Raw genomic sequence first — 21,444 nt, forward strand, 5'->3', positions numbered from 1 at the left:
GCTAGATTGCCCGAGTTCGTTTCACACGGAGGAGGGTGCACCCTGACAGGCATTCCCGGCGAGCTGCTGTCCATCGTGCTCTTGCTGGTGGTCTTGGTCTTCGCGGTGATCCGGCCCCGTGGCCTGCCGGAGGCGGTCGCCGCCATCCCCGCCGCCGTGCTGGTGCTGGCGGCAGGCGCGATCCCGTTCGCCGACGCCGTCGACGAGGTGGCCAGGCTCGGCCCGGTCGTCGGATTCCTCGCCGCGGTCCTCGTATTGGCCCGGTTGTGCGACGACGAAGGCTTGTTCAAGGCGGCCGGTTCGCTCATGGCCCGGGTGAGCCGGGGACGGCCCCGGCGGCTGCTGGCCGCGGTGTTCGCGGTCGCCGCGGCGGTCACCGTGGTGCTCAGCCTGGACGCCACCGTCGTGCTGTTGACCCCGGTCGTGTTCGCCACCGCCGCGAAAATGGGCGCGCGGGCCAAACCGCACGCCTACGCCTGCACGCATCTGGCGAACTCGGCCTCGTTGCTGCTCCCGGTGTCCAATCTCACCAACCTGCTCGCCGTCGCCGCGACCGGGATCTCGTTCCTCCGGTTCACCGCGCTGATGACCTTGCCCTGGCTCGCGGCGGTGCTCACCGAATATCTGGTGTTCCGCCGGTTCTTCGCCGCCGACCTGGCCGCGCGGCCGCGGGGCGCGAAAGAGGCTCCGGCCGCGAAGGTCCCGGCGTTCGTCCTGGTGGTCCTCGGCCTGACGCTGGCCGGATTCGTGATCACGTCCCTGCTGGACCTCAGTCCCGCGTGGGCCGCGTTCGCCGGTGCCGCCGTCCTGGCCTGCCGCGCCCTCGCCCAGCGGCGGACCTCCCCGGTCGCGATCGCGCGCTCGGCGAACATCCCCTTCCTCGCGTTCGTGCTCGCGCTGGCGATCGTGGTCCGCGCCGTGGTCGACAACGGGCTGGCCGGGGCGCTCAGCCATCTGGTGCCGACGTCCAGCTCGTTCCTCGCCCTGCTCGGCGCCGCCGCGGTGGCGGCCGTGCTCGCCAACCTGATCAACAACCTGCCCGCGGTGCTCGTCCTGCTGCCGCTCGCCACGGCGGGCGGGACGCCGGTGGTGCTGGCCGTGCTGATCGGGGTCAACCTCGGGCCGAACCTCACCTACGTCGGTTCCCTGGCCACGCTGTTGTGGCGGCGGATCCTGCACCGGCACGACACCCGGCCCGATCTGAAGGAGTTCACCAAGCTCGGGCTGCTCACCGTGCCGGCGTCCATCGTGCTCGCCGTCGCCGGGCTGTGGCTCGGCCTGGCCGTCCTCCCCTGAGCCCACCGCCGTCCTTCCACTCAGTGAGAGAATGACCGGATGGCCGGGAACCTCTCGACGCCGGGGGCGAGCGTCACGTCACGGGTGTTCGCGCTGCTCGGCGCCTTCGACGTCGACCACCGCGAACTGTCGCTGACCGAACTCGCGAGCCGCGCCTCCCTGCCGCTGCCCACGGCGCACCGCCTCGCCCGCGAACTCGTCGGCTTGGGAGCGCTGGAACGGCGCGAAGATCGCTACGCCGTCGGAAGGCGGCTCTGGGACCTCGGCCTGCTCGCCCCCGTCCAGTTCGAACTCCGCCAGGTCGCGGCGCCGTTCCTGCAGGACCTCTACGGCGCGACCGGCGCCACCGTGCACCTCGCGGAACGGGACGGCGGCCAGGTGCTCTACCTCGACCGGCTTTCCGGGAACGCGTCGGTGCCGGTGATCAGCCGGATCGGCGGGCGGTTGCCGCTGCACGCCACCGGCGTCGGGAAGGTGCTGCTGGCCTGGGCACCCGAGGAGGTCCAGCGCCAGGTACTCGGCTCCTTGACCCGCGTCACGCCGTACACGATCACCCAGCCCGGGCGGCTGCGTGACCAGTTGCGGCGCGTCCGCCGGGAGGGCTTCGCGCAGACCGTCGAGGAGATGAGCCGGGGCGCCTGCTCGGTCGCCGTCCCGATCCGGGCCTCCGCCGCGGGCGACGTCGTCGCGGCACTCGGCCTGGTCGTCCCGGATCTGAGCCGTGGCCGCGCGCGCCTGGTCTCCGCGCTCCAGGTGGCGGCCGCCGGGATCGGCCGGAGCCTGCCGATTTCACTGAGTGAAAGCGCACGCTAGGAGTTCGCCCGCCGCGGGACCAGACTCCGGTCATGCGCACCCCAGTCGCCATCGTCGGCGCCGGCCCCGCCGGACTGCTCCTGTCGCATCTGCTCGATCTGGCGGGGGTCGAGTCGGTGATCGTGGAGACCCGCTCGCGCGAGTACGTCGAGGCGCGGATCCGGGCCGGCATCCTCGAACAGTCCACAGTGGACCTCCTCCGCGAGGCCGGGCTCGCCGGGCGGCTCGATCGCGAAGGCGACGAGCATCGCGGCATCTACCTGCAGTGGCCGGAGGAACGGCACCACCTCGACTTCGTGGACCTGGTCGGGCGCACCGTCACGGTGTACGGGCAGACCGAGGTGACCAAGGATCTCGGCAGAGCGCGTGAGGCGGCCGGGCAGCAGATTCACTACGAGGTCAGCGACACCGCCGTGCACGACCTCGAGACCGACCGGCCCTACGTCACCTTCACCGGCCGGGACGGCACCCCGGAAAGGCTCGACGCCGATGTCGTCGTCGGCTGCGACGGCTCCTTCGGCCCCTGCCGCACCGCGATCCCCGACGCCGCGAAGCAAACCTGGGAACGCACGTACCCGTACTCGTGGCTCGGTGTCCTCGCCGACGTCGCTCCTTCTACCGATGAACTCATCTACGCCTGGCATCCCGACGGTTTCGCCATGCATTCGATGCGCTCGGCCACCGTCAGCAGGCTGTATCTGCAGGTGCCCAACGGCACCGACGTCGGCACGTGGTCCGACGAGCGGATCTGGGAGGCGCTCGCGACCCGGCTCGGCCACGGCCAGGACGGCTGGACGCTCGCGCCCGGGCCGATCACCGACAAGAGCGTGCTGCCGATGCGCAGTTTCGTCCAGCAGCCCATGCGCCACGGCCGCCTGTTCCTGGCGGGCGACGCCGCCCATATCGTGCCGCCGACCGGCGCCAAGGGCCTCAACCTCGCCGTCGCCGACGTCGCCCTCCTCGCCCCCGCCCTCGCGGCTTTGGTGCGGGACAAGGACTCCGCGCTCGCCGACGCCTACTCCGACACCGCGTTGCGCCGGGTCTGGCGGTGTACGCACTTCTCCTGGTGGATGACGACGATGCTGCACCAGTCGGGCGATCCGTTCGACCGGCAGCTGCAGCTCTCGCAACTGCGCTGGCTCGCGCGCAGCCAGGCCGGCCGGGCGGGACTGGCGGAGAACTACGCGGGGCTGCCCATCGGCTTCTGATTCGCCTGGCCCGGATTCCGAGTGCCGCCGGCGGGCAGCAGACCGAGCCGGTGCGCGGTCGTCGCGGCCTGGACGCGGCCCGAAACGTCCAATTTGGACAGGATGTTCGATACGTGGGTGCTGACGGTTTTCGCGGAGATGTAGAGCTCCGCGGCGATCTGGCGGTTGGTCCGCCCTTCGGCGAGCAGCCGCAGCACCTCGATTTCGCGTCCGGTGAGGCTGTGCCGGTCGGGCGTGGGATCGCCGGATTCGGCCGGTGAGACGCGAAGTACCTTGGCCAGCCGGTCGATCTCGGCGCGCAACGGGACGGCGCCGAGCCGGTCGGCGAGCGAGGCGGCGTCCCGGAGGCGGGTGACCGCGTCGGCGTGGGCACCGGCCTCGCCCGCGACCGACGCCGCCTCCAGCAGGGCCCGTGCCTGAGGATAGGGCTCGCCCAGCTCCGCCCAGGCGGTCACGGCGCGGTCCCAGGTGGCCTGCGCGGGTTCGATGGTCGCGGCGAAGGTGAGCCGATGCGCCTGTTGTACCGGACCGCTCGCCGGGACCGTCTCGGCCAGCGACCGCAAGCGGGGGCGAAGCCCGGCCAGCCGGGCCCCCGACACGAGGACCGGCCACAGGTACCGCGGGCTCGCCTCGACCTCCGGCAGGCTCAACGCTTCCGCCACCAGCTCGGCGGCTTCGGCGTGTCGGCGTCCGGCCAGTTCGAGGTCGATTTCCAGCCGGGCGAGGGGCAGCAGGTCCTGGTTGTCGGGGTAGCCGTCGGCGAACACCTCACGGGCGTACGCGCAGGCCGTTCGCGCTCCCGCGAGATCCCCTCTGGCCAGCAGGATCGTGCCGTGCAGCACGGTCAGGTAGGCGTCCAGGCCGGGAATCGGAGGGTGGCCGAGCGCGTGCTCGATCGTTTCGGCCGCCTCGTCCCAGTCTCCGGCCGCGATCAGCGATTCGGCGAGGTTCGCCGCATGGACCGGCCCCGCCGTGCGCACCAGACCGGCGGCCGCGCAGACGGCGAGTCCGGTCCGGGCCACCGAGGCCGCCGCCGCGTACCGGCCCTCGCCTTGCAGTACATCGGCTTCGCGGCGCAACACGTGCAGCAGCGCGGCGTCGTCGGCGAGGTGCCGCGCGGTCGCGGCGGCCTGTGCCAGCTTCGGCAACTGGGCGTCGAGATCGCCCGCCCTGGCGCGGGAGTAGGCCAGGTCGGCCGTGGCCATCACCTCGGCGCGGACATCGCCGAAGCGCCGGGCGGCCGTGATCGCCGCCTCGGCGACCAGCCGCCCCTCCTCCTCTCGCGGCACCGTCAGCAGCCGATAGGAAAGGGCCACCAGTGCCGTCGGCGACGCCGGATCCGTTTCCGGGATCAGCGTGGTCGCGGCGCGCAGGTCCTCGATTCCGCCCGGCCGTCCGAGGGCGTGCCGCAGCTCGCCCCGGCGCATCAGCAATCGTCCCGCCCGGCCCGGCTCGGTCACGGCGTCGGTCCCGGCCAGCAGGGACTCGACGAGAGCGAGCGCGCGGGTCACGTCGCCCGCCGCCGCGGCCGCGTCCGCCGCCGCGCCGACCACCGCGTCGTGTCCGGCGCCGACGTGCTCTTCCGCGGTGGGCACGTGCCGCCACAGCCGCAGAACCTCGGTGAGCAGGTGCAGCTGCTCGGCGTACGCCAGTGACCGGCCGGCCGCCTCGGCGGCGTGCCATGCCGCGATCAGCGCCCGAGCGGGATGTTTGCCGGCGACCGCGCCCCAATGACCCGCCAGCTGCGCACCGGCTCGTCCCGGCGGCGCGAGCGACGGAGCGCGTTCGATGGCTTCGGCGTAGCGCACATGCAGCCGGGCGCGTTCCACGGCCACCAGGTCGTCCTGGACGACCTCGCGGGTCAACGCGTGCCGGAACCGGTAGCCCTCGTCGTCGGCGACGAGCAGGTTCGCCGCGATGGCGGGACGCAACGCGGCCGTCAGCTCTGTCTCGTCGAGTCCGGCGACCGTCGCGAGCAACTCGTGTCCGATGCGGACAGTGCAGACCGAAGCCGCGCGCACGACCTCCTGGCTCGGCGCGGGCAAGAGGGTCAGCGGGGCGGTCAACAGGTCACGAATCGTCTGCGGTACCACGGGACCGCGCTGGCCACGACAGCTCATCAGCGCCTCGACGAACAGCGGATTGCCTTCACTGCGCGCGAAGACGTCGTCGCTGAGATCGACGTCCGGCTCGTGCCCGAGCAACTCCCGCAGCTGGGCCGTCACCCCTCGTCTGGACAGCGGGGAGAGGTCGCACCTGCGGACCCAGCCGATCCTGGCCAGCTCCGACGGCACCAGCCTCGCCGCGTGTGCCCGGTCGAGGCCGGTCCGGCAGGTGAGGACGATGAGCAGGGCGGGTATCGCCCTCTGGTTCCCGACGAGGAACAGGAGCAGTTCCCTGGTCGACCGGTCCGCCCAGTGGATGTCCTCGATCAGGAGCACCGTGGGCCGTTCCTCGGCCAGGACCTGCATCATGAACAGCAGCTGCTCGAACAGTCGCGCCTTGGCCTGTTCCGTGTCCCCGGCGGGCGGCGGCCCCAGCACGGGCAGCAACCGCCCGGTCTCACCGGCCACCCCGCCGGGAAGCCGTCGGAGGACTCCGGTGACGCCCAGTTCACCGACCAGGTCACGCAACAGCGAGGTGAACGGCGCGAACGGGAGGCCGCTTCCACCGAAGTCGAGGCACTCACCGGCCAGTACCCGCGCGCCGTCGTCGAGGGTGGCCGCGAACTCCCCCACCAGTGCCGACTTCCCCACGCCCGCGTCCCCGGCGACCAGCACGGTGACCGGCGCGCCTGCCCGGGTCTCGTCGAAAGCGGCGCGCAGCCCGGCGAGCTCCCGATCTCGTTCCACGACTGCCACGGGCCGAGTCTAAGGATCCGAATAGGGCACTTGCCCGATGCCGGACCGTCCGCGCGCGCCGCAGGCTGGGGCCCATGATCGGCAAGCCCCTTTTCACCACGTTGTCACCGAAGACGAGCAGAGAGCTCGTCACGCTGCTGGTCGCCGCCTTCGGTGCGCTGAGCGGGTTCTACCTGCTGGTGTCGGTTGTCCCGCTGTACACGGCCGATTCGGGAGGCGGCGGGTTCGGCGCCGGGCTCGTCACCGGCGCGATGATGCTGTCCACGGTGGTGACGGAACTCGCGGTGCCGCGGCTGCTGGGGCGGCTCGGCTACCGGAGGGTGCTCGCGCTCGGTCTGCTGCTCCTCGGTGTGCCCGCCCTCGCGTTGATCGCCACCCCGGACACCGCGCTGGTGCTGGCGGTGAGCCTGGTGCGCGGGGCGGGCCTCGGGATCGTGGTGGTCGTCGGAAGCGCGCTCGCCGCCGAACTGTCCCCGGCCCGGCATCGCGGCGAAGGGCTCGCCGTCTACGGCGTCGTGGTGGGTGTGCCGGCGGTCGTGGGACTGCCCGCGGGAATCTGGCTCAGCGAGCGGTTCGGCTTCACCGCCGTGTTCGCCGTCGCCGGGGCGGTTGCCCTGGCGCCGCTGGCCGTGGTGTCGGCGTTGCCGTCGAAATCCGGTGACGTGACCGCGTCCGGCTCGGTGTTCGGCGCCTTCCGCGCGGGTGGCCTTGCCCGGCCGACGGTGATCTTCACCGCGATCACGGTCGGCGCAGGTGTTTTCGCCACCTTTCTGCCGCTGGCCGTATCGGCCGAAGCACGCGGGACGGCGGCCTTCGCGCTCCTCGTCCAGTCGCTGACCATGTCGGCCACCCGCTTCGCCGCGGGCCGGTTCGGGGACAGGCACGGTTCCGGACGGCTGCTCGTTCCGTCCGTGCTCGTCTCGGCCCTGGGCGCCGCCTTGCTGCTGTGGGCGGACGACCCCGTCGCGATGGTCGCCGGGATGGCGCTGTTCGGTGCCGGCTTCGGCGCGGCTCAGAACGTGACGCTGGCCCTGATGATGGAGCGGGTCGGCGCGGCCGACTATGGCCGGACGAGCGCGCTGTGGAACGTGGCCTACGACGCGGGGTTCGGCATCGGCGCGGTCGGTTTCGGGATGCTGGCCGGGCCGTTCGGTTACGGGACGGGGTTCGCGTTCACCGCCGCCGTGGTGCTCGCCGCGCTGGTACCGGCGATGCTCGACCGGAGGGTGGACAAGCCGTGATCGACATCGGCGAGGTGCTGCCCGCGGCGCGTGCGGCACTCGAGGAACTGGTGCGGATCCCGTCGGTGAGCGCGGACCCCACCGAGGACGTCCGGCGCAGCGCCGAACTGACGGCCGCGTTGTTCCGCGGGGTGGGCGAGCCGGAAGTCGAGATCCTCGACGACGTGCCAGGTGGCCGTCCCGCGGTACTGGTCAGGTATCCGGCTCCACCCGGACGGCCGACCGTCCTGCTGTACGCGCACCACGACGTCCAGCCCGCCGGTGAGCTCACGCAGTGGAGCAGCGCGCCTTTCGAACCCGTCGAGCGCGACGGACGGCTGTTCGGCAGGGGCACGGCCGACGACAAGTCCGGGATCGCGGCGCACCTCGCCGCGGTGCTCGCGTTCGAAGGCGATCCTCCGGTAGGTGTCACCGTGCTCGTCGAAGGTGAGGAGGAGATCTCCTCGCCGACGCTCGGCGCGCTGCTCACCCGGCATCGCGACCGGCTCGCCGCCGACCTGATCGTGCTCGCCGACTCCGAGAACCTGGAGCGCGGCACACCGGCCTTCACCACTTCACTGCGCGGTACGGCCGCGTGCGTCGTCGAGCTTCGTACGCTGGCGACCGGTGTGCACTCGGGCGGTTTCGGCGGTCCGGCACCCGACGCGCTCAGCACGCTGTGCAGGCTGCTCGCCACCTTGCACGACGACCACGGCGACGTCGCCGTGGCCAGCCTCGAAACCGGCCCGGTTCCCGAGTACGACTATCCCGTTCCCAGGTATCGCGCCGAAGCGGGCGTGCTCGACGGTGTCGAACTGCAGGGAACGGGCGACCTCGCCGAGCGGTTGTGGGCCAAACCGGCGGTGAGTGTCCTCGCCATCGACGCGCCCCCTGTCGCGACCGCGTCGAACACGCTCATCCCGGTGGCCAGAGCCAAGGTCGGACTGCGGGTGGCCCCTGGCGACGACGCGATCCAGGCCGCCACAGCGCTCGCGGAGCACCTGACCAGGCATACGCCGTGGGGTGCGCGGGTGTCGGTCACCGTCTCGGAAATCGCGCAACCCCACCACGTCGACACCACCCACCCGGCCTACGAGGCGGCGAGACGCGCCTACCGCCGGGCTTATGGCACGGACGTGATCGAAATCGGCAGCGGGGGCAGCATCCCGTTCGTCGCGGAGTTCGCCGCCGCTTTCCCCGCCGCCGCCATCCTGATCACCAGCGCGGGCGCGGACACCGACTCCAACCCGCACGGCATCGACGAGAGCGTGGATCTCGCGGAGTTCGGCCGGGCCTGCCACGCGGAGGCCCTTCTGCTGTCCGAACTTGGTCGCGACCGAGTTCGGCGCGATGGTCGTGGCTTGTGATGAGGACCTTGGGCCTGTGTTCGGCTGGTGCCGGGCCTACAGCTTCGGCAACGTGGGCTTTTTGTCCTAGGGTTTTGAAGTCTCTTCCCGAGGCGGTGGAGCGGGGCTGAGCACCTTTGCCTTACCTGTCAACGACAGCTTGGCGTTGCCGCCCAGCGGCAACGCCCCGACAGGCCCACCGCTCGACGCACGAGATGCACCTCCGATCGGAAACGCGGTCCCGGCAAGCGTTGCCCCTCGTCGCCATTATCCGGCAACCAAAACCTCGACAGCCAACAGCTCGGCGTCGCCGTTCAACGGCAACCGCCAAGGCAACCCCACTCCCCGATGCCTCGCGTACCCGCGTCGAAAATGCGGCCCAGCAGCACAACACCCGCCATTGCCGTTTTCTGGCAACAACTCCCTACCCAACGGCAACGACCAAGGCACCCGGCACCCGTCGCCAATTCCCGGTAACGCCCTCAGCCCCGACGAAGACCTCAAAACGGCGGAGCTTCCGGCCGCGGATCGTGCAGCGGCGGCGGAGTGCTGACGTGGGTCTGCCCAGTGGGCGTGGTGACAGTAAGGCCACCGTCGGCATCGAGGTGATAGATCCAGCCGGGTTCGTCCTTCAACCGGTGGTCACGTTTGCAGTAGGTGACGAGATCGGCGACATTCGTTTCGCCCTGGAACTGCCACGGGATCGAGTGGTCGAGTTCGCAGGTGTGGGCGGCCCGGGTGCAGCCGGGTCTTCGGCACTCGCGATCGCGCACCCGGACGAACTCGGCCGTCGCCGCGTCGGGGCGGTACCGTGTTCTGCCCAGGTCCTGGACCTGGCCGCTGAGGGGGTCGGTGATGATGCGCCGGAGCACGGTGTTCGGCCCGGCGGCGATGTGACGGCCCAGCTCGGCCGGGATGTAACCGTGCCCGGCCATTTTCACCGGATCGTGGTTCAAGCCCAGATACGTGGTGAGATCCATGTACAGGAACACTTCCGTGCGCTCGGAGACGCCACCCTGTCCACCGAGGAGCAGGTCCAGGGCGACGTCGGCGCGGAGCTGGTCCATCGTCCGCTCGTCACCCTGATTCCGCAGGGCGCGGGCTTCGCGGTGGATCCGCTGGTAGGCGGCGGTGACCTTCTCCACCGGACCGTCCCTCACCTCGATCGACGCGACTCCGGCCTCGCCCTGCGCCACGGACAGGCGGCGACCTTCCCGGCGTTCGGCCGCCTTCCTCTCGGCACCGGATCGATCGGCCTTCATCGCCGCGTAGCTCGCCGCTTTCCGGACCTGTTCGCTGTTCTTCTTCGGCAGCCGCGCCTCCAGCGCCGCGTCCGCCACCAGAGAGTCCTCATCGGACAGCCAGGCGGTCGCCTCCGCCACCTTCCCCGCCGCGAAACCGGTCAGCTCACCACGGTCCATCAACGACAACGTCCGCGGCAGACGCGACGTCAACGCCACCCCCGTCGCCACCATGGAACCGGCGAAACCATCCACAAGGGACAGTGCCATCGCCACCTCCTGCACCACACTCCGCACCCCGCCACGTAACTCGCTCAACCGTGACAGCGCCCGGTATCGCACCGCCTCGAGACGCGAGAGTGCGGCGGTCATCTCTTGGGCGATCCGGACGGAATCCTTGTCGTCCATGGACTTCACTGCCTCATTGATCTCCTCCAAACGATCCGGATCGGTCATTTCCTTGAGTACGGCCCAGATTTCGGCCTTCGATGCAGCCACCCGACGAACCTACAACCGACCACCGACAAATCCGTGGCGTCGGACGCCGCCTTGGTGAAGGATGCCCTGGTGTCCCTGAACAGCACCCCTCGTCTCGGCCCTCCGCCGCGGCGCCTGACCGTCGACACGGAACAGGTACGACGGCTCGTCGCCGAGCAGTTCCCGCACTGGGCAGGCCTTCCGATCCGTCCCGTGTCCCGAAGCGGTTGGGACAACCACACATTCCACCTCGGTGACACGATGACGGCACGGTTGCCCAGCGCGGCCGAGTACGCGTTGGCGGTGGAAAAAGAACACCGCTGGCTTCCGTCGCTCGCTCCCCGGTTACCGCTCGCCATTCCCGTTCCGCTGGCCCAAGGCCGGCCCGGCGCGGACTATCCCCACCCCTGGTCGATCTACCACTGGCTCGACGGCGAACCGGCGAGCGCCGGCCGTATCGCCGACCCGGTCCGCTTCGCGGTCGACCTCGCCGGGTTCCTGGCCGCCTTGCAGGACATCGACACCGCCGACGGCCCTCGGCCGGGAGCGCACAACTGGTACCGCGGCGCCACCGTGCGCACCTATGACGGGCAGACCCAGCGCGCGTTGGCGAAGTTGAACCGCGAGATCGACGTCGGACTGGCCCGCGAGATCTGGAAGACCGCGCTGGACGCGCCTTGGAACGGCGTGGAGCGCTGGTTCCACGGTGACGTCGCCGAGGGAAACCTGTTGCTCGAGCAGGGAGAACTGGCCGCCGTCATCGACTTCGGGACCTGCGGTGTCGGCGACCCGGCCTGCGACCTGGCCATCGCGTGGACGCTACTGACAGCGGACGGCCGTCGCGCGTTCCGCGAGCGGCTGCCGGCCGACGAGGCGACCTGGGCACGTGGCCGCGGCTGGGCGCTCTGGAAGACCCTCGTCACCTGTGCCCAGACCTCGGGCCGCACCGACCAGGATGCCCTGAACGCGAGGCGGATCCTCGGCGAGATCTTCTCCGAGTACTCCGCCGCGGGCTAAGCCGGACGAGCACTCCTGGCCAGGCTGAGCCGCCGCTCGCGGTGCGCGGTCATGTACACAGGGGTGTTCACGACGCCGTACCCGCGATAGCCACCGATCCGTTGCACCACCTCGAAGAACACCCTGGAGCCGATCAGTTCGGTGTGGAAGTGCAGGAATTCGCCGTGCTCGTCACGGTCGTACAGCACCGAGTTCTCCCGCAACCGCGTGGAAAACGGCAGATCGAACCGGGCATCGAGATCGTCGTAGTAGTTGCCGGGGATCTCCAGCAAGGGCGCACCGGCCTCCCGCATCGCCTGTGCGACGGCAAGTGCGTCCTCGCAGGCGAAAGCGACGTGCTGCGGCGAAGGAACACCCGGCGCCCACTCCCCTCGTCGCACCAGTGCGCTGTCCAACGTCAAGCGGACCTCCCCCTCGCCGACCGCCCGGCTGCGCACCAGCCCGAACGGCGCCGCGAACTCCGAAACGGGTTCGGGCCGCAGACCCAGCACCGATCGGTAGAACAGCGTCGCCTCGTCGAAGTGATCGAAGGGCTGGGTCAGGGCGACGTGGTCGATGCCGGTGATCCCCATTCCGGCCGGGACAGCCCCGGTGGGAACGAAATCGCGAAGCCAATCATCGTTGCCACAGAAGAAGATCTCGGTCCCGTCCGGCGCGGCGACCGCGGAAAGGGCCGCCTCGTCCGGGCCCTGTTCACGCGGCAGCACGGGCGCGAGCAACGTCTCCGCGCGCCGCGCCGAACCGGCGGGGTCGGCGCTCGTCAACCCGAGCGCGCCGATCGCACCGTCCACTGTGGTCTCGCTCACCAGCACCCGCGCCGCACCCTGCTGCCAGAGCTGCACCGGCTTGGAGCGATGTGTCCCCACCCGCGCGAATCCGAGACTCGCGAGTGCCGCTCCCGGCACGGCGAGTTCCGCGAAGGCGTGCCCGGTCAGCCGTGGCGCCTCGGGAACCTCCAGTGCCCCCACGGATTCCCGCAGCGCCACCAGTGACCGCATGGCGTCGACGGCGGCGGGACGCGGATCCGCCTGCCGGAAGACGTCGTTGAACACCTCCAGTGACAGTGGCCCCGCATACCCCGCCGCCAGCACGTGGCCGGTGAACGCGGCCAGATCGAAGGCGCCCTGCCCGGGGAAGAGCCGGTGATGCCTGCTCCAGTGCAGGACGTCCATGTTCAGGAGCGGCGCGTCGGCCAGCTGCAGGAAGAAGATCTTCTCCCCCGGGATCGTCCGGATCGCGCGGGGATCACTGCGGCGCGACAGGATGTGAAAACTGTCGAGGCACACCCCCAGGGCCGGGTGGTCGGCCCGCCGGACGAGGCGCCAGGCGTGCTCGTAGGTGTTCACGTACCGGCCCCACGCGAGCGCTTCGTAGGCGACCCGGATCCCGCGCTCCCCGGCCACCTCGGCCAGCTCACGCAGCTGCGAGGCGGCGAGTTCGTCGTCATCGACGGCGTCGGGCGAGACCGACGAGCAGACCAGGACGGTCTCCGCCCCGAGTTCGGCCATGAGGTCGAATTTCCTGCTCGCCCGGCGGAGGTTCGACCTCAGCACGTCCGGCGGCACGGCTTCGAAGTCACGGAAAGGCTGGTAGAGATCGATCGTGAGCCCGAGATCGCCACAGAGCCGCCGGATCTCCGACGGCGACCTCCGTGACGCGATCAGGTCGTTCTCGAAGATCTCGACACCGTCGAAACCGGCCGCCGCGGCCGCGGCGAGTTTGTCCTCGAGCGTCCCGGACAGGCACACCGTCGCGATGGCGGTCCGGATCCGGTCACCGGACATGGGCGGGTTTCCCTTCCAGCGCTTCGAAATGCCGGATCATCCGGTCGGCGTCCGGCTCCGCGCCGGTGAACAGGCGGAACGAGTCGGCCGCCTGGAAGACCACCATCCCGCCGCCGTGCAGCGTCCGGCAGCCCCGTTCTCGCGCCAGCTTCAGCAGTTCGGTCTCCAGCGGCCGGTACACGATGTCGGCGACCCACATCCCCGGCCGCAGTGCTCCGGCGGGAACCGGCGAGCCCGGATACGCGGCCATCCCGGTGGGGGTGGCGTGGACGAGACCGTCAGCTGTCCTCAGGTCGTCCAGCGAACCCGCGCGGGCGCGCTCCTCGCCGAACCGCCTCCGCAGTCCGGCCACGAGGATCCCCGCGCGCACGGAGTCGACGTCGTGGACGATCAGCCGTCCGGCGCCGAGGGACAGCAGGGCATGGGCGACGGCCGCGCCGGCGCCGCCCGCCCCCAGCAGGACGACCGTGTCCAGATCCGCGTCGGGCAGGCCTTGGGTGAGATTACGGGCGAAGCCGGTCATGTCGGTGTTGTGCCCGGTCGCCAGCCCTTCGCGGAACACCACCGTGTTGACCGCGCCGAGCGCGGCGGCCTCGGGCGCGATCTCGTCCAGATACGGCAGCACTCGCTGCTTGACCGGATGCGTGATGTTGAGCCCGTCGAAACCCGCGGTCCGCGCGGCGGCCAGCACCTCCCCGATCGGCATCGCCAGCGCGTCGAGGTCGAGCCGCCGGTAGAGATAGCGCAGCCCGAGTTCGTCGGCTTCCCGCTCGTGCAGCGCCGGGCTCAGTGACGGCCCGATGCCGGTGCCGACCAGGCCGATGAGGTAGCTGGTCACCAAGATCCTCCATGGAACGACCCGAATTTAATGTACGAACTAGTGAGTTCACTGTAGCGCGGACAGGCCGGTACGAGAAGGGCTGCGCTAGAGTGGGGCCCCCACCAGCGGTTCGAAGGGAGTCAGGTGGCCGCACCGTCGTCCGAGGTCGAGCGCCAGCGCGACAAGGAACGCACCCGCGCCGAGATCCTCGCGGTGGCCACCAGGGAGTTCGCCGACAAGGGTTACGCCGGCGCGAGAGTGGACGAGATCGCCGCCCGCACCAGCACCACCAAGCGGATGATCTACTACTACTTCGGCGGCAAGGAACAGCTCTACGTCGCCGCGCTGGAACGGGCGTACGCCACCATCCGCGCCCTCGAGCGGGATCTGGACGTCGACCACCTCGAGCCCGAGGAGGCGATCCGGCGGCTGGCCGAGCTGACCTTCGACCACCACGAAGCGAATCCGGACTTCATCCGGCTGGTGAGCATCGAGAACATCCACCACGGCGAGCACATCGCACACTCGGAAGCCTTGTCCGGCATGGCGAATCCAGCCCTCGACGTGCTCACCCGCATCCTCGACCGCGGGCGCGAGGCCGGCCGGTTCCGCGACGACGTCGACGCGCTCGACATCCACATGGTGATCAGCTCGTTCTGCGTGTTCCGCCTCGCGAACCGGCACACCTTCTCCGCGATCTTCGGCCGCGACATGCTCGACCCGAAGCGCCGCGCCCACTACCGCCTGATGCTGGGCGACCTGGTGATCGAGTACCTGACCGCCTGAAACACCCGCTCTTGACAACCGGGGCACCGTCTCGCACGCTGTATTAACTAACTAGATCGTACATTGCTGGATCGCACCTTGGAGCGTCGACGTGGCCCCTCCTTCTCCTGTCACGCAAGGCATGCCCCGCAAAGCCGCACTGGCCGCCTGGATCGGCAGCGCGCTGGAGTACTACGACTTCTTCATCTACGGCACGGCCGCCGCACTGGTGTTCAACAAGGTCTTCTTCCCCGCCTCCTCCCCCGCCACCGGCACGCTGCTCGCGCTGGCCACCTTCGGCGTCGGATACCTCGCCCGCCCGGTCGGCGCGTTCGTGCTCGGGCACGTCGGCGACCGGCTCGGCCGCAAGAAGGTCCTGGTCTTCACGTTGCTGTTGATGGGCGCCACGACATTCCTCGTCGGCTGCCTGCCGACGTACGCCTCCGTCGGTGTGCTCGCACCGATCCTGCTGGTGGTTCTTCGTCTGCTGCAAGGACTTTCGGCCGCCGGCGAGCAGGCGGGCGCCAACTCGATGTCGATGGAACACGCGCCACCGCACCGGCGTGGTTACTACACGAGCTTCACCCTCAGCGGTACGCAGGCCGGCCAGATCCTCGCCACCGCCGTCTTCCTGCCGATCGCCGCGCTCCCGCAGGAGCAGTTGCTCACCTGGGGCTGGCGGATCCCGTTCTGGTGCAGTGCCGTCGTGGTGGTCGTCGGCTTCGTGATCCGGCGCAAGATCGACGAGACCCCGGTGTTCGAACAGAACAGGGCCGAGGTCGCCAAGCTGCCGGTCGCCGTGCTCTTCCGGACACACTGGAAGGACGTGCTCCGCGTGGTCGCCGCGGCCACGATCGCCTCCGTCAGCACGATCTTCACCGTCTACGCGCTCAGCTACGCGGTCAACACCGTCGGACTGGAGCGGGGACCGATCCTGTGGGTCGGCGTGCTGGCCAACGTCGCCGCGCTGCTCGCGATCCCTTTGCTGGCCGGGCTTTCCGACCGGATCGGCCGCAAACCGGTGTTCGTCGCGGGCTGTCTCGCCTGCGCGGTCCTGATCTTCCCGTACCTGTGGTCGATCTCGGGCGGTTCGTACCCGCTGATCTTCGCACTCGGCATCCTGCTGTTCGGGGTGGCCTACAGTGCCGTCAACGGGGTGTGGCCGTCGTTCTACGGCGAGATGTTCAGCGCCAAGGTCCGGCTTTCGGGGATGGCGATCGGCACCCAGATCGGCTTCGCCATCGCCGGGTTCGCCCCGAGTGTGGTGGCCGCGATCGGCTCCGGGAAGGACGACTGGCTCGGCGTCGCCGTCTTCACCGCCGCCGTCTGCCTCCTCAGCGCGACGGCCGCGCTCACCGCACGCGAGACCCACGACGTCCCGACGGAGGATCTCGGCGCGGCGCACGTCCGGCGGGTGAAAGAGCCCGCTTCCGCGACGCGTGGCGGATGAAAGCCGCTCAGAACCCCGGCCAGCCCCGGCGGAGGAAGGCGAAAGCGGCGTCCAGCGCGGCGGACGGATCGGGTTCCGTACCGGCCAGATCCGGGATCTCCAGGACGTAGCGGGCCAGGAGCCGCACGGAGAAGTCGTCTTGGCCCGCCTGTTCGGCGATGACCTTCGCGAGCGCGGCCTCGCAGCCCGTCCACAGCGTCCTGGCGTAGGCACGCAGCGCCGGAGTGGCGATCACGAGGTCCGCGACCCGGCGCGACAGCGGATCGGGATCCGGGTCGAAGGGGCCGCGTGTCGCGAGAAAGTCCCGCAGCGCCTGCAGGATCGAGACGCCCTCGGCGCGGTTTCGCACCGCGGCGGCCAGCGTCTCCTCGCGTTCGGCCCCGTGGCCGAGGATCAGCGCCTCCTTGCCGCCCGGGAAGTGCGCGAACAACGTCGACACCGCCGTGTCGGCGGCGTCCGCGATCTCCGCGACGGTGACGTTGTCGAAGCCCCGCTCCAAAAAGAGGTCGCGCGCGGCCTGCGACAGGGCCTGCCGGGTCGCCGCCTTCTTGCGCTCCCGCCTGCCCGGTTCGGTCTGTCCCATGCCGCCACCTTACATCGGATGCACTTCGAAATCGAAGTGGGTATATATTCGAAGTCACTTCGACTTTTGACCGGGAGCCATCATGACCCACTGGGACGTCCACCACCCGCCTCGCGCCGACGGCAAGACCTTCCTCGTCACCGGCGGCAACGCGGGTATCGGCTACTTCGTCGCCGAACAGCTCGCCGGAACCGGGGCCACCGTGCTCCTCGGCAGCAGGAACGCCGCCAAGGCCGACGCCGCGATGACGTCGATCCGGTCGCGTGTCCCCGACGCGACCCTCGGGCATCTGCCGCTCGACCTCTCCGATCTCTCGTCCCACAAGTCCTCTGTGGACGCTCTGGAGATCGAACGGCTCGACGCCGTCGTCTGCAACGCGGGCGTGCTCCTGGAGGAGCCGCCGAGGCGGGAGACCGCCGAGGGACACGAACTGACGTTCGCCACCAACCATCTCGGGCATTTCGTGCTGGTGCACCACCTGATGCCGTTGCTCGAAGCGGCGACGGCGGGCCGCGTCGTCACCACGGGCAGCTTCGTCGGCAAGTCCGCGGAACTCGACCTGGACGACCTCCAGAGCAAGCGGGACTACCAGCCCAAGCGCACCTACTCGCGTTCGAAGCAGGCGCAGATGCTGTTCGCCTTCGAACTCGACCGGCGGCTGCGCGCGGCCGGGAGCACGGTGCTGAGCGTCGTCGACCATCCGGGCGGCGCGCTCGACTCCCTGACCCCGCCGAGGCCGGTGCACGAGACGCCAGGCGGGCGGAAGTTCCCCGCCGGACTTCTCTTGCAGGGCAAGGAAGCCGGGGCCTGGCCCGCCGTCCGCGCCGTGCTCGACCCGGAGGTGCGCGGCGGTGAGATGTTCGGCCCGCGCGTGTTCGGTCTCCGCGGTGAACCCCGGCGGGAACCGGTTCGCGGGCGGCTGGCCGACACCGAGCTCGCCGCCCGATTGTGGGCGGCGAGCGTCGGCCTCACCGGCGTCGAGGTCACACGGTGACGTCGGTGGAGTCCGCCTTGGCCCGGGATCGCAGGCCCAGCAGCAGGTCCACCACCAGGAACACCAGCAGGCTGATGCCGAACAGCGGCACGAACCAGCCGATCGCCGCGGCGAGGAGGACGAGTCCCGCCACCAGGACGGGCGGCGCCTTTCGCCACTGACCCCGGGGAATGGGCCGCCCGAAGGTCAGGCCGGTTGCCCGGGTCGGCCTGCGCCGCCACCACATCCGGTAGCCGAGTACGACGAGCGTGACCAGGCCGGCGCCGAGCAGGAGCAGCGCGAGCTGGTTGGCCCAGCCGAAGAGCACTCCCATATGCGCGTCGATCCCCCAGCGGGCGAGCTTCGCCATCAGCGGATAGTCGGCGAAGCGGACCTCGCCCAGGATCTGCCCGGTGGTCCCGTCGACCGCGACGGCGTCGACCTGGGTCGGCCAGCTCCGTTCGACCTCCGTCACCTGCCAGGGAGTCCCCGGCTTGGCCGGCAGCCCGATCTCCACGGAAGCCGCGTCGATCCCGGCGGCGCGGGCCGAGGCCAGCACCGCGTCCACGCTCTCGGGCCGGGCGGGGGCGGGTGCGGCCGGAGCGTCCCCGTGTCCAGCGTGCCCGGTGTGCCCCGCGTGCTCGCCGCTCCCCGTCACCTTCAGTGCCGGGGTGGCCCAGCCGAGGGATTCACGCAGCGTCGAGACGTTCTCGCCCGCGTACGCCGACCACGTCAGCCCCGTCGCGGAGAGGAACACCGCGCCGAGCAGTACCCACAGACCGATCGTGCCGTGCCTGCGCACCGACTTCCCGCGGGCGGACTCGGTTTTCGCGGCCTTCTCCGCCTTCTCGGTCCGGCGGGCACGGCGACGGCTCACCCATAACACGAGGCCGCCCAGCGCGACCACCCAGAGCCAGGACGCGGCCAGTTCGCTGTAGAGCCGTCCCGGTTCGCCGAGCAGCAGGTTGCGGTGCAGCTGGTCGAGGACGGTCCGGAACGGCAAGGCGCCGCTGCTGCCGTACGCGACGAGGTCCCCGCGCACCTGGGCGGTGGCGGGGTCGACGAAGATCGCGCGCCGTTCGGACTCACCGAGTCCTGCTTCGTTGAACAGCACCCGGGTCGTGTCGCCCGGCTCGGCGCCGGGCCGGACGGCGGCCAGTTCGCCGCCGGGGTTGGCCGCTTGCGCCGCCTTGACCTGGTCGGCGAGCGAGGCCTGCTTCAGGCCGACGGGCGCCTGAAGCTGGTCGGAGTAGATCCACGACTCCATCTGGGGAGTCGCTGCGTACAGGACGCCGGTCAGCGCCGCGACGAGCACGAACGGCCCGACGAGAACGCCGGCGTAGAAGTGGAGCCGGAGGAACAGCCCGCGCCAGCCGGATGTGCGTGGCGGGCTCGCGGCCTGCTCGGTTTGTGTTGCCATGAGGGAACTCCTGAGGCGTCGGTGGGGAGGCGTGCGCCTGCGCCGCGCGCCGGAACGGTCACGGCGCGCGTGCTGAACCCTGCCGGGACATCGGGTCCTGGCAGGGTTTCGGGGTTCAGGCGAACGACACCGGCGGACCGCGCCGGGAAAGCACGTCCCGCAGGAGCGCCTCACGCGCGGGATGCTTCACCGCGAGCGGGACATGGAGCCGCAGCGGCGCCGTCGCGGGCCGCGGCGTGAGACGGCGCGGGAGCACCGCGGCGATCAACGCGGTCAGCGCGAACAGCGCGTGCTCGGCGCACGCCAGCACCGTGACCACCACCAGGGTCGCGGCGGCGTGCGCGGCCGTCATGAGCAGGCCGCCACCCGGGGTACCGGCATGTTCGGAATGCGACTCCCAGGCCAGGTACGCGAGGGAGCCGTGCATCGCCAGCTGTCCGCCCGCCACCAGGCAGAAGAGGACGAACGGACCGCGCCTGCGCCCCGCGAAGGCGTAGGCCACCCAGCTCAGCAGGGCGACGAGCAGCACGACCACGCCGAGATCCGGGACGCGCCCGCCCGCGCTCAGGTGGGCCCCGGTCGCCAGGACGCCGGTCAGGACCCCCACGGCCACGCCCCGGAGGCGCCGGACCGGGCCTCGGGTCGGGGTGGGTGTGCGCACGGAAGGCAGAGTAGAGCGCGATCGCGCCTTCTGTCGCGTCTCACGGGAGAGGACCTGAAGTGAAATACGCGTTCGCCCGGCTCTGGACCGGCAACACCGCCTCCGGGCTGGCGACCTGGGCACTGCCGTTCATCCTCGGGCTGGCGGTGCTCGAACGGTCGCTCTCGGCCGTCGACCTGGGCATCGTGCTGGCCACCCGGACGGCGGGGTTCCTCGTGGCCGTCCCGGTGGCCGGAGTCCTCGCCGACCGGCACTCCCGCCGTCAGGTCGTGCTCTGGGCCGGCCTCGTCGCGGGTCTGGCCACTCCCCTGATCGCGGCCGGGATGGGCCGGTCCGTTCCGCTGATGGCCACCGCGGCCGCCGTCGTCGGGATCGGCCAGGGCGCGTGCCGCCCGGCGTTCCAGGCCCTGACCGCCGAAGTGATCGCCGAGGACCGGCGTCAGCGGGCCAACGCGGCGATGACCCTGGCCGTGCGGGTCACGACGCTGGTCGCGCCCGGTCTCACCGCGCTGCTCGCCGTCGTCGCCTCGACCCCGGTCCTCGTCATCGGCACCGCCGTGCTGTGGCTGGCCGCGGCGCTGATCCCGCCCCGCGGCACCTTCACGCCGGTCCCTGCCGCCACCAAGAGCCGCTTCGTCGGCGATTTCGCCGACGGGCTCCGTGAGGCTCGCCGTCACCCCTGGTTCCTGGCCGGGCTCGGCGCGCTGACGGCCGTGATCGCGACCGGCTACTCGGCCACTGGTGTCGTGCTGCCCCTGGTCAGCCGCGACCGGTACGACACCGAAGCCGTCCTGGCCGGCGGGCTGACCGCGTACACGGTCGGCGCGCTCGTGGGCGCCGTCGTCATCGCGCGCTGGCGACCGCGGCGGCAGGGCTGGGCGGCGCTGATCGGGCTCGGCTGCTACGGCTTCGCGCCACTGAGCCTGCTGCTGCCGGTGCACCCGGCGTTCGTCATCGCCGCGTACGCCGTCGCGGGGCTGGGCATCGAACTGTTCAACGTCCCGTGGTTCACCGCGACCCAGCGGGAGGTCGAGCCGGGGAAGCTCGCCCGGGTGTCCTCTTTGGACTTCCTGTTCTCCTACGGCCTGGCCCCCGCCGGACTGGCGTTCATCGCGCCCGCGATCGGCGAGTTCGGCGCGGTACCGGTGCTGGCGGTGTGCACGGTGGTCTGTTTCGCCGCACCGGCCGCCGCGGCACTCGTTCCGTCGTCGCGTGACTTCCGGGTGACACGGGTTCCCGCCGCACCGGTCAACGGCCGGTCGTGACGTACAGGAATGACGTCATCCGACGGTCGCCGCGGTCAGCGCCGGATTCCTAAGGCCTTCGGCGGCTCCGGCGACGGCACGAACCCCGGGCAACTGTTCGCCGCCGGCTGGGCGTCGTGCTTCGTCGGCGCCGTTCGCCGGGTCGCGGGCGTCAAGAAGGTGAAGGTGGACGACGCGGGGGAACATCGAGGTCACGCTGGACGCGACGGTCGCGTGAGGTGCCCGGCTCGTGAGTGGTAAAGAC

Annotated in this window: 18 protein-coding genes; 11 read left to right on the forward strand and 7 right to left on the reverse strand. The window is 70.8% G+C overall.

Annotated elements, in window-relative coordinates; genetic code table 11:
* Positions 1 to 63: 63 nt before the first annotated feature.
* From L324_RS07790 to L324_RS07800, 3 genes are read left to right on the forward strand one after another with little or no spacing between them, the layout of a single operon-like run.
* Positions 64 to 1,296, forward strand: coding sequence for an SLC13 family permease (locus L324_RS07790; RefSeq protein ID WP_173426361.1), 1,233 nt, complete (start codon positions 64 to 66; stop codon positions 1,294 to 1,296).
* A 39-nt stretch (positions 1,297 to 1,335) separates the two neighbouring features.
* Positions 1,336 to 2,109 (forward strand): IclR family transcriptional regulator, encoded by a 774-nt coding sequence (locus L324_RS07795; protein ID WP_037305350.1) that lies wholly within the window; start codon positions 1,336 to 1,338, stop codon positions 2,107 to 2,109.
* Between the two features lie 32 nt (positions 2,110 to 2,141).
* On the forward strand, positions 2,142 to 3,317 hold the full coding sequence (locus tag L324_RS07800; protein ID WP_037305351.1) for a 4-hydroxybenzoate 3-monooxygenase: 1,176 nt from the start codon (positions 2,142 to 2,144) through the stop codon (positions 3,315 to 3,317).
* On the opposite strand, the gene L324_RS43985 is transcribed toward L324_RS07800, so the two are convergent.
* Entirely contained in the window at positions 3,290 to 6,178 is a 2,889-nt protein-coding gene (locus tag L324_RS43985) for a helix-turn-helix transcriptional regulator (protein ID WP_081736228.1), read from the reverse strand. The genes L324_RS07800 and L324_RS43985 overlap by 28 nt on opposite strands.
* A gap of 74 nt (positions 6,179 to 6,252) precedes the next feature.
* Here L324_RS43985 and L324_RS07810 point away from each other — a divergent pair, with 74 nt between their 5' ends.
* Positions 6,253 to 7,419, forward strand: coding sequence for an MFS transporter (locus tag L324_RS07810; RefSeq protein ID WP_037305352.1), 1,167 nt, complete (start codon positions 6,253 to 6,255; stop codon positions 7,417 to 7,419).
* The gene (locus L324_RS07815; RefSeq protein WP_037305353.1) at positions 7,416 to 8,765 is read left to right on the forward strand and encodes a M20/M25/M40 family metallo-hydrolase; all 1,350 of its coding nucleotides are present in this window, start codon (positions 7,416 to 7,418) and stop codon (positions 8,763 to 8,765) included. The genes L324_RS07810 and L324_RS07815 overlap by 4 nt, the downstream gene beginning before the upstream one ends.
* Before the next feature lie 479 nt (positions 8,766 to 9,244).
* On the opposite strand, the gene L324_RS07820 is transcribed toward L324_RS07815, so the two are convergent.
* Positions 9,245 to 10,441 (reverse strand): HNH endonuclease signature motif containing protein, encoded by a 1,197-nt coding sequence (locus L324_RS07820; RefSeq protein ID WP_051173738.1) that lies wholly within the window; start codon positions 10,439 to 10,441, stop codon positions 9,245 to 9,247.
* A 117-nt stretch (positions 10,442 to 10,558) separates the two neighbouring features.
* Between L324_RS07820 and L324_RS07825 the strand changes: the two genes are divergently transcribed.
* Entirely contained in the window at positions 10,559 to 11,479 is a 921-nt protein-coding gene (locus tag L324_RS07825) for an aminoglycoside phosphotransferase family protein (RefSeq protein ID WP_037305477.1), read from the forward strand.
* Here the strand turns inward: L324_RS07825 and L324_RS07830 are convergent.
* Complete coding sequence (locus L324_RS07830) at positions 11,476 to 13,263, reverse strand: bifunctional sugar phosphate isomerase/epimerase/4-hydroxyphenylpyruvate dioxygenase family protein (protein ID WP_037305354.1); 1,788 nt, start codon at positions 13,261 to 13,263, stop codon at positions 11,476 to 11,478. The two genes, L324_RS07825 and L324_RS07830, sit on opposite strands and share 4 nt — an antisense overlap.
* A complete protein-coding gene (locus tag L324_RS07835) occupies positions 13,253 to 14,101 on the reverse strand; it encodes a shikimate dehydrogenase (RefSeq protein ID WP_037305355.1) in 849 nt (282 codons plus the stop codon). The genes L324_RS07830 and L324_RS07835 overlap by 11 nt, the downstream gene beginning before the upstream one ends.
* 126 nt (positions 14,102 to 14,227) lie before the next feature.
* Between L324_RS07835 and L324_RS07840 the strand changes: the two genes are divergently transcribed.
* Both L324_RS07840 and L324_RS07845 read left to right on the forward strand, forming a co-directional pair.
* Positions 14,228 to 14,869 (forward strand): TetR/AcrR family transcriptional regulator, encoded by a 642-nt coding sequence (locus L324_RS07840; RefSeq protein WP_037305356.1) that lies wholly within the window; start codon positions 14,228 to 14,230, stop codon positions 14,867 to 14,869.
* Positions 14,870 to 14,990: 121 nt separating this feature from the next.
* The gene (locus L324_RS07845) at positions 14,991 to 16,298 is read left to right on the forward strand and encodes an MFS transporter (protein WP_051173740.1); all 1,308 of its coding nucleotides are present in this window, start codon (positions 14,991 to 14,993) and stop codon (positions 16,296 to 16,298) included.
* A gap of 7 nt (positions 16,299 to 16,305) precedes the next feature.
* Here L324_RS07845 and L324_RS07850 read toward each other — a convergent pair whose 3' ends face one another.
* Positions 16,306 to 16,881: a TetR/AcrR family transcriptional regulator gene (locus L324_RS07850; RefSeq protein ID WP_037305357.1), complete on the reverse strand. Its 576-nt coding sequence runs from the start codon at positions 16,879 to 16,881 to the stop codon at positions 16,306 to 16,308.
* A gap of 82 nt (positions 16,882 to 16,963) precedes the next feature.
* Here L324_RS07850 and L324_RS07855 point away from each other — a divergent pair, with 82 nt between their 5' ends.
* A complete protein-coding gene (locus L324_RS07855; protein WP_037305358.1) occupies positions 16,964 to 17,875 on the forward strand; it encodes an SDR family NAD(P)-dependent oxidoreductase in 912 nt (303 codons plus the stop codon).
* Here the strand turns inward: L324_RS07855 and L324_RS07860 are convergent.
* Positions 17,865 to 19,274, reverse strand: coding sequence for a PepSY-associated TM helix domain-containing protein (locus L324_RS07860; RefSeq protein ID WP_037305359.1), 1,410 nt, complete (start codon positions 19,272 to 19,274; stop codon positions 17,865 to 17,867). The genes L324_RS07855 and L324_RS07860 overlap by 11 nt on opposite strands.
* 115 nt (positions 19,275 to 19,389) lie before the next feature.
* Positions 19,390 to 19,935: a hypothetical protein gene (locus tag L324_RS07865; RefSeq protein ID WP_235783438.1), complete on the reverse strand. Its 546-nt coding sequence runs from the start codon at positions 19,933 to 19,935 to the stop codon at positions 19,390 to 19,392.
* A 59-nt stretch (positions 19,936 to 19,994) separates the two neighbouring features.
* On the opposite strand from L324_RS07865, the gene L324_RS07870 reads away from it, so the two are divergent.
* A complete protein-coding gene (locus L324_RS07870) occupies positions 19,995 to 21,200 on the forward strand; it encodes an MFS transporter (protein WP_152546723.1) in 1,206 nt (401 codons plus the stop codon).
* Positions 21,201 to 21,209: 9 nt separating this feature from the next.
* Complete coding sequence (locus tag L324_RS44250) at positions 21,210 to 21,440, forward strand: OsmC family protein (protein WP_235783439.1); 231 nt, start codon at positions 21,210 to 21,212, stop codon at positions 21,438 to 21,440.
* Positions 21,441 to 21,444 lie beyond the last annotated feature (4 nt).

The sequence above is a fragment of the Amycolatopsis orientalis DSM 40040 = KCTC 9412 genome, from assembly GCF_000478275.1.
GTDB classification, from domain to species: Bacteria; Actinomycetota; Actinomycetes; order Mycobacteriales; family Pseudonocardiaceae; genus Amycolatopsis; species Amycolatopsis orientalis.

Bases quoted from the DNA above. Each gene is read 5' to 3' on its own strand.
- L324_RS07795 (WP_037305350.1), top strand. From the start codon at position 1,336: ATGGCCGGGAACCTCTCGACGCCGGGGGCGAGCGTCACGTCACGGGTG.
- L324_RS07800 (WP_037305351.1), top strand. From the start codon at position 2,142: ATGCGCACCCCAGTCGCCATCGTCGGCGCCGGCCCCGCCGGACTGCTC.
- L324_RS07810 (WP_037305352.1), top strand. From the start codon at position 6,253: ATGATCGGCAAGCCCCTTTTCACCACGTTGTCACCGAAGACGAGCAGA.
- L324_RS07820 (WP_051173738.1), bottom strand. From the start codon at position 10,441: ATGACCGATCCGGATCGTTTGGAGGAGATCAATGAGGCAGTGAAGTCC.
- L324_RS07830 (WP_037305354.1), bottom strand. From the start codon at position 13,263: ATGTCCGGTGACCGGATCCGGACCGCCATCGCGACGGTGTGCCTGTCC.
- L324_RS07845 (WP_051173740.1), top strand. From the start codon at position 14,991: ATGCCCCGCAAAGCCGCACTGGCCGCCTGGATCGGCAGCGCGCTGGAG.
- L324_RS07850 (WP_037305357.1), bottom strand. From the start codon at position 16,881: ATGGGACAGACCGAACCGGGCAGGCGGGAGCGCAAGAAGGCGGCGACC.
- L324_RS07855 (WP_037305358.1), top strand. From the start codon at position 16,964: ATGACCCACTGGGACGTCCACCACCCGCCTCGCGCCGACGGCAAGACC.
- L324_RS07860 (WP_037305359.1), bottom strand. From the start codon at position 19,274: ATGGCAACACAAACCGAGCAGGCCGCGAGCCCGCCACGCACATCCGGC.
- L324_RS44250 (WP_235783439.1), top strand. From the start codon at position 21,210: ATGACGTCATCCGACGGTCGCCGCGGTCAGCGCCGGATTCCTAAGGCC.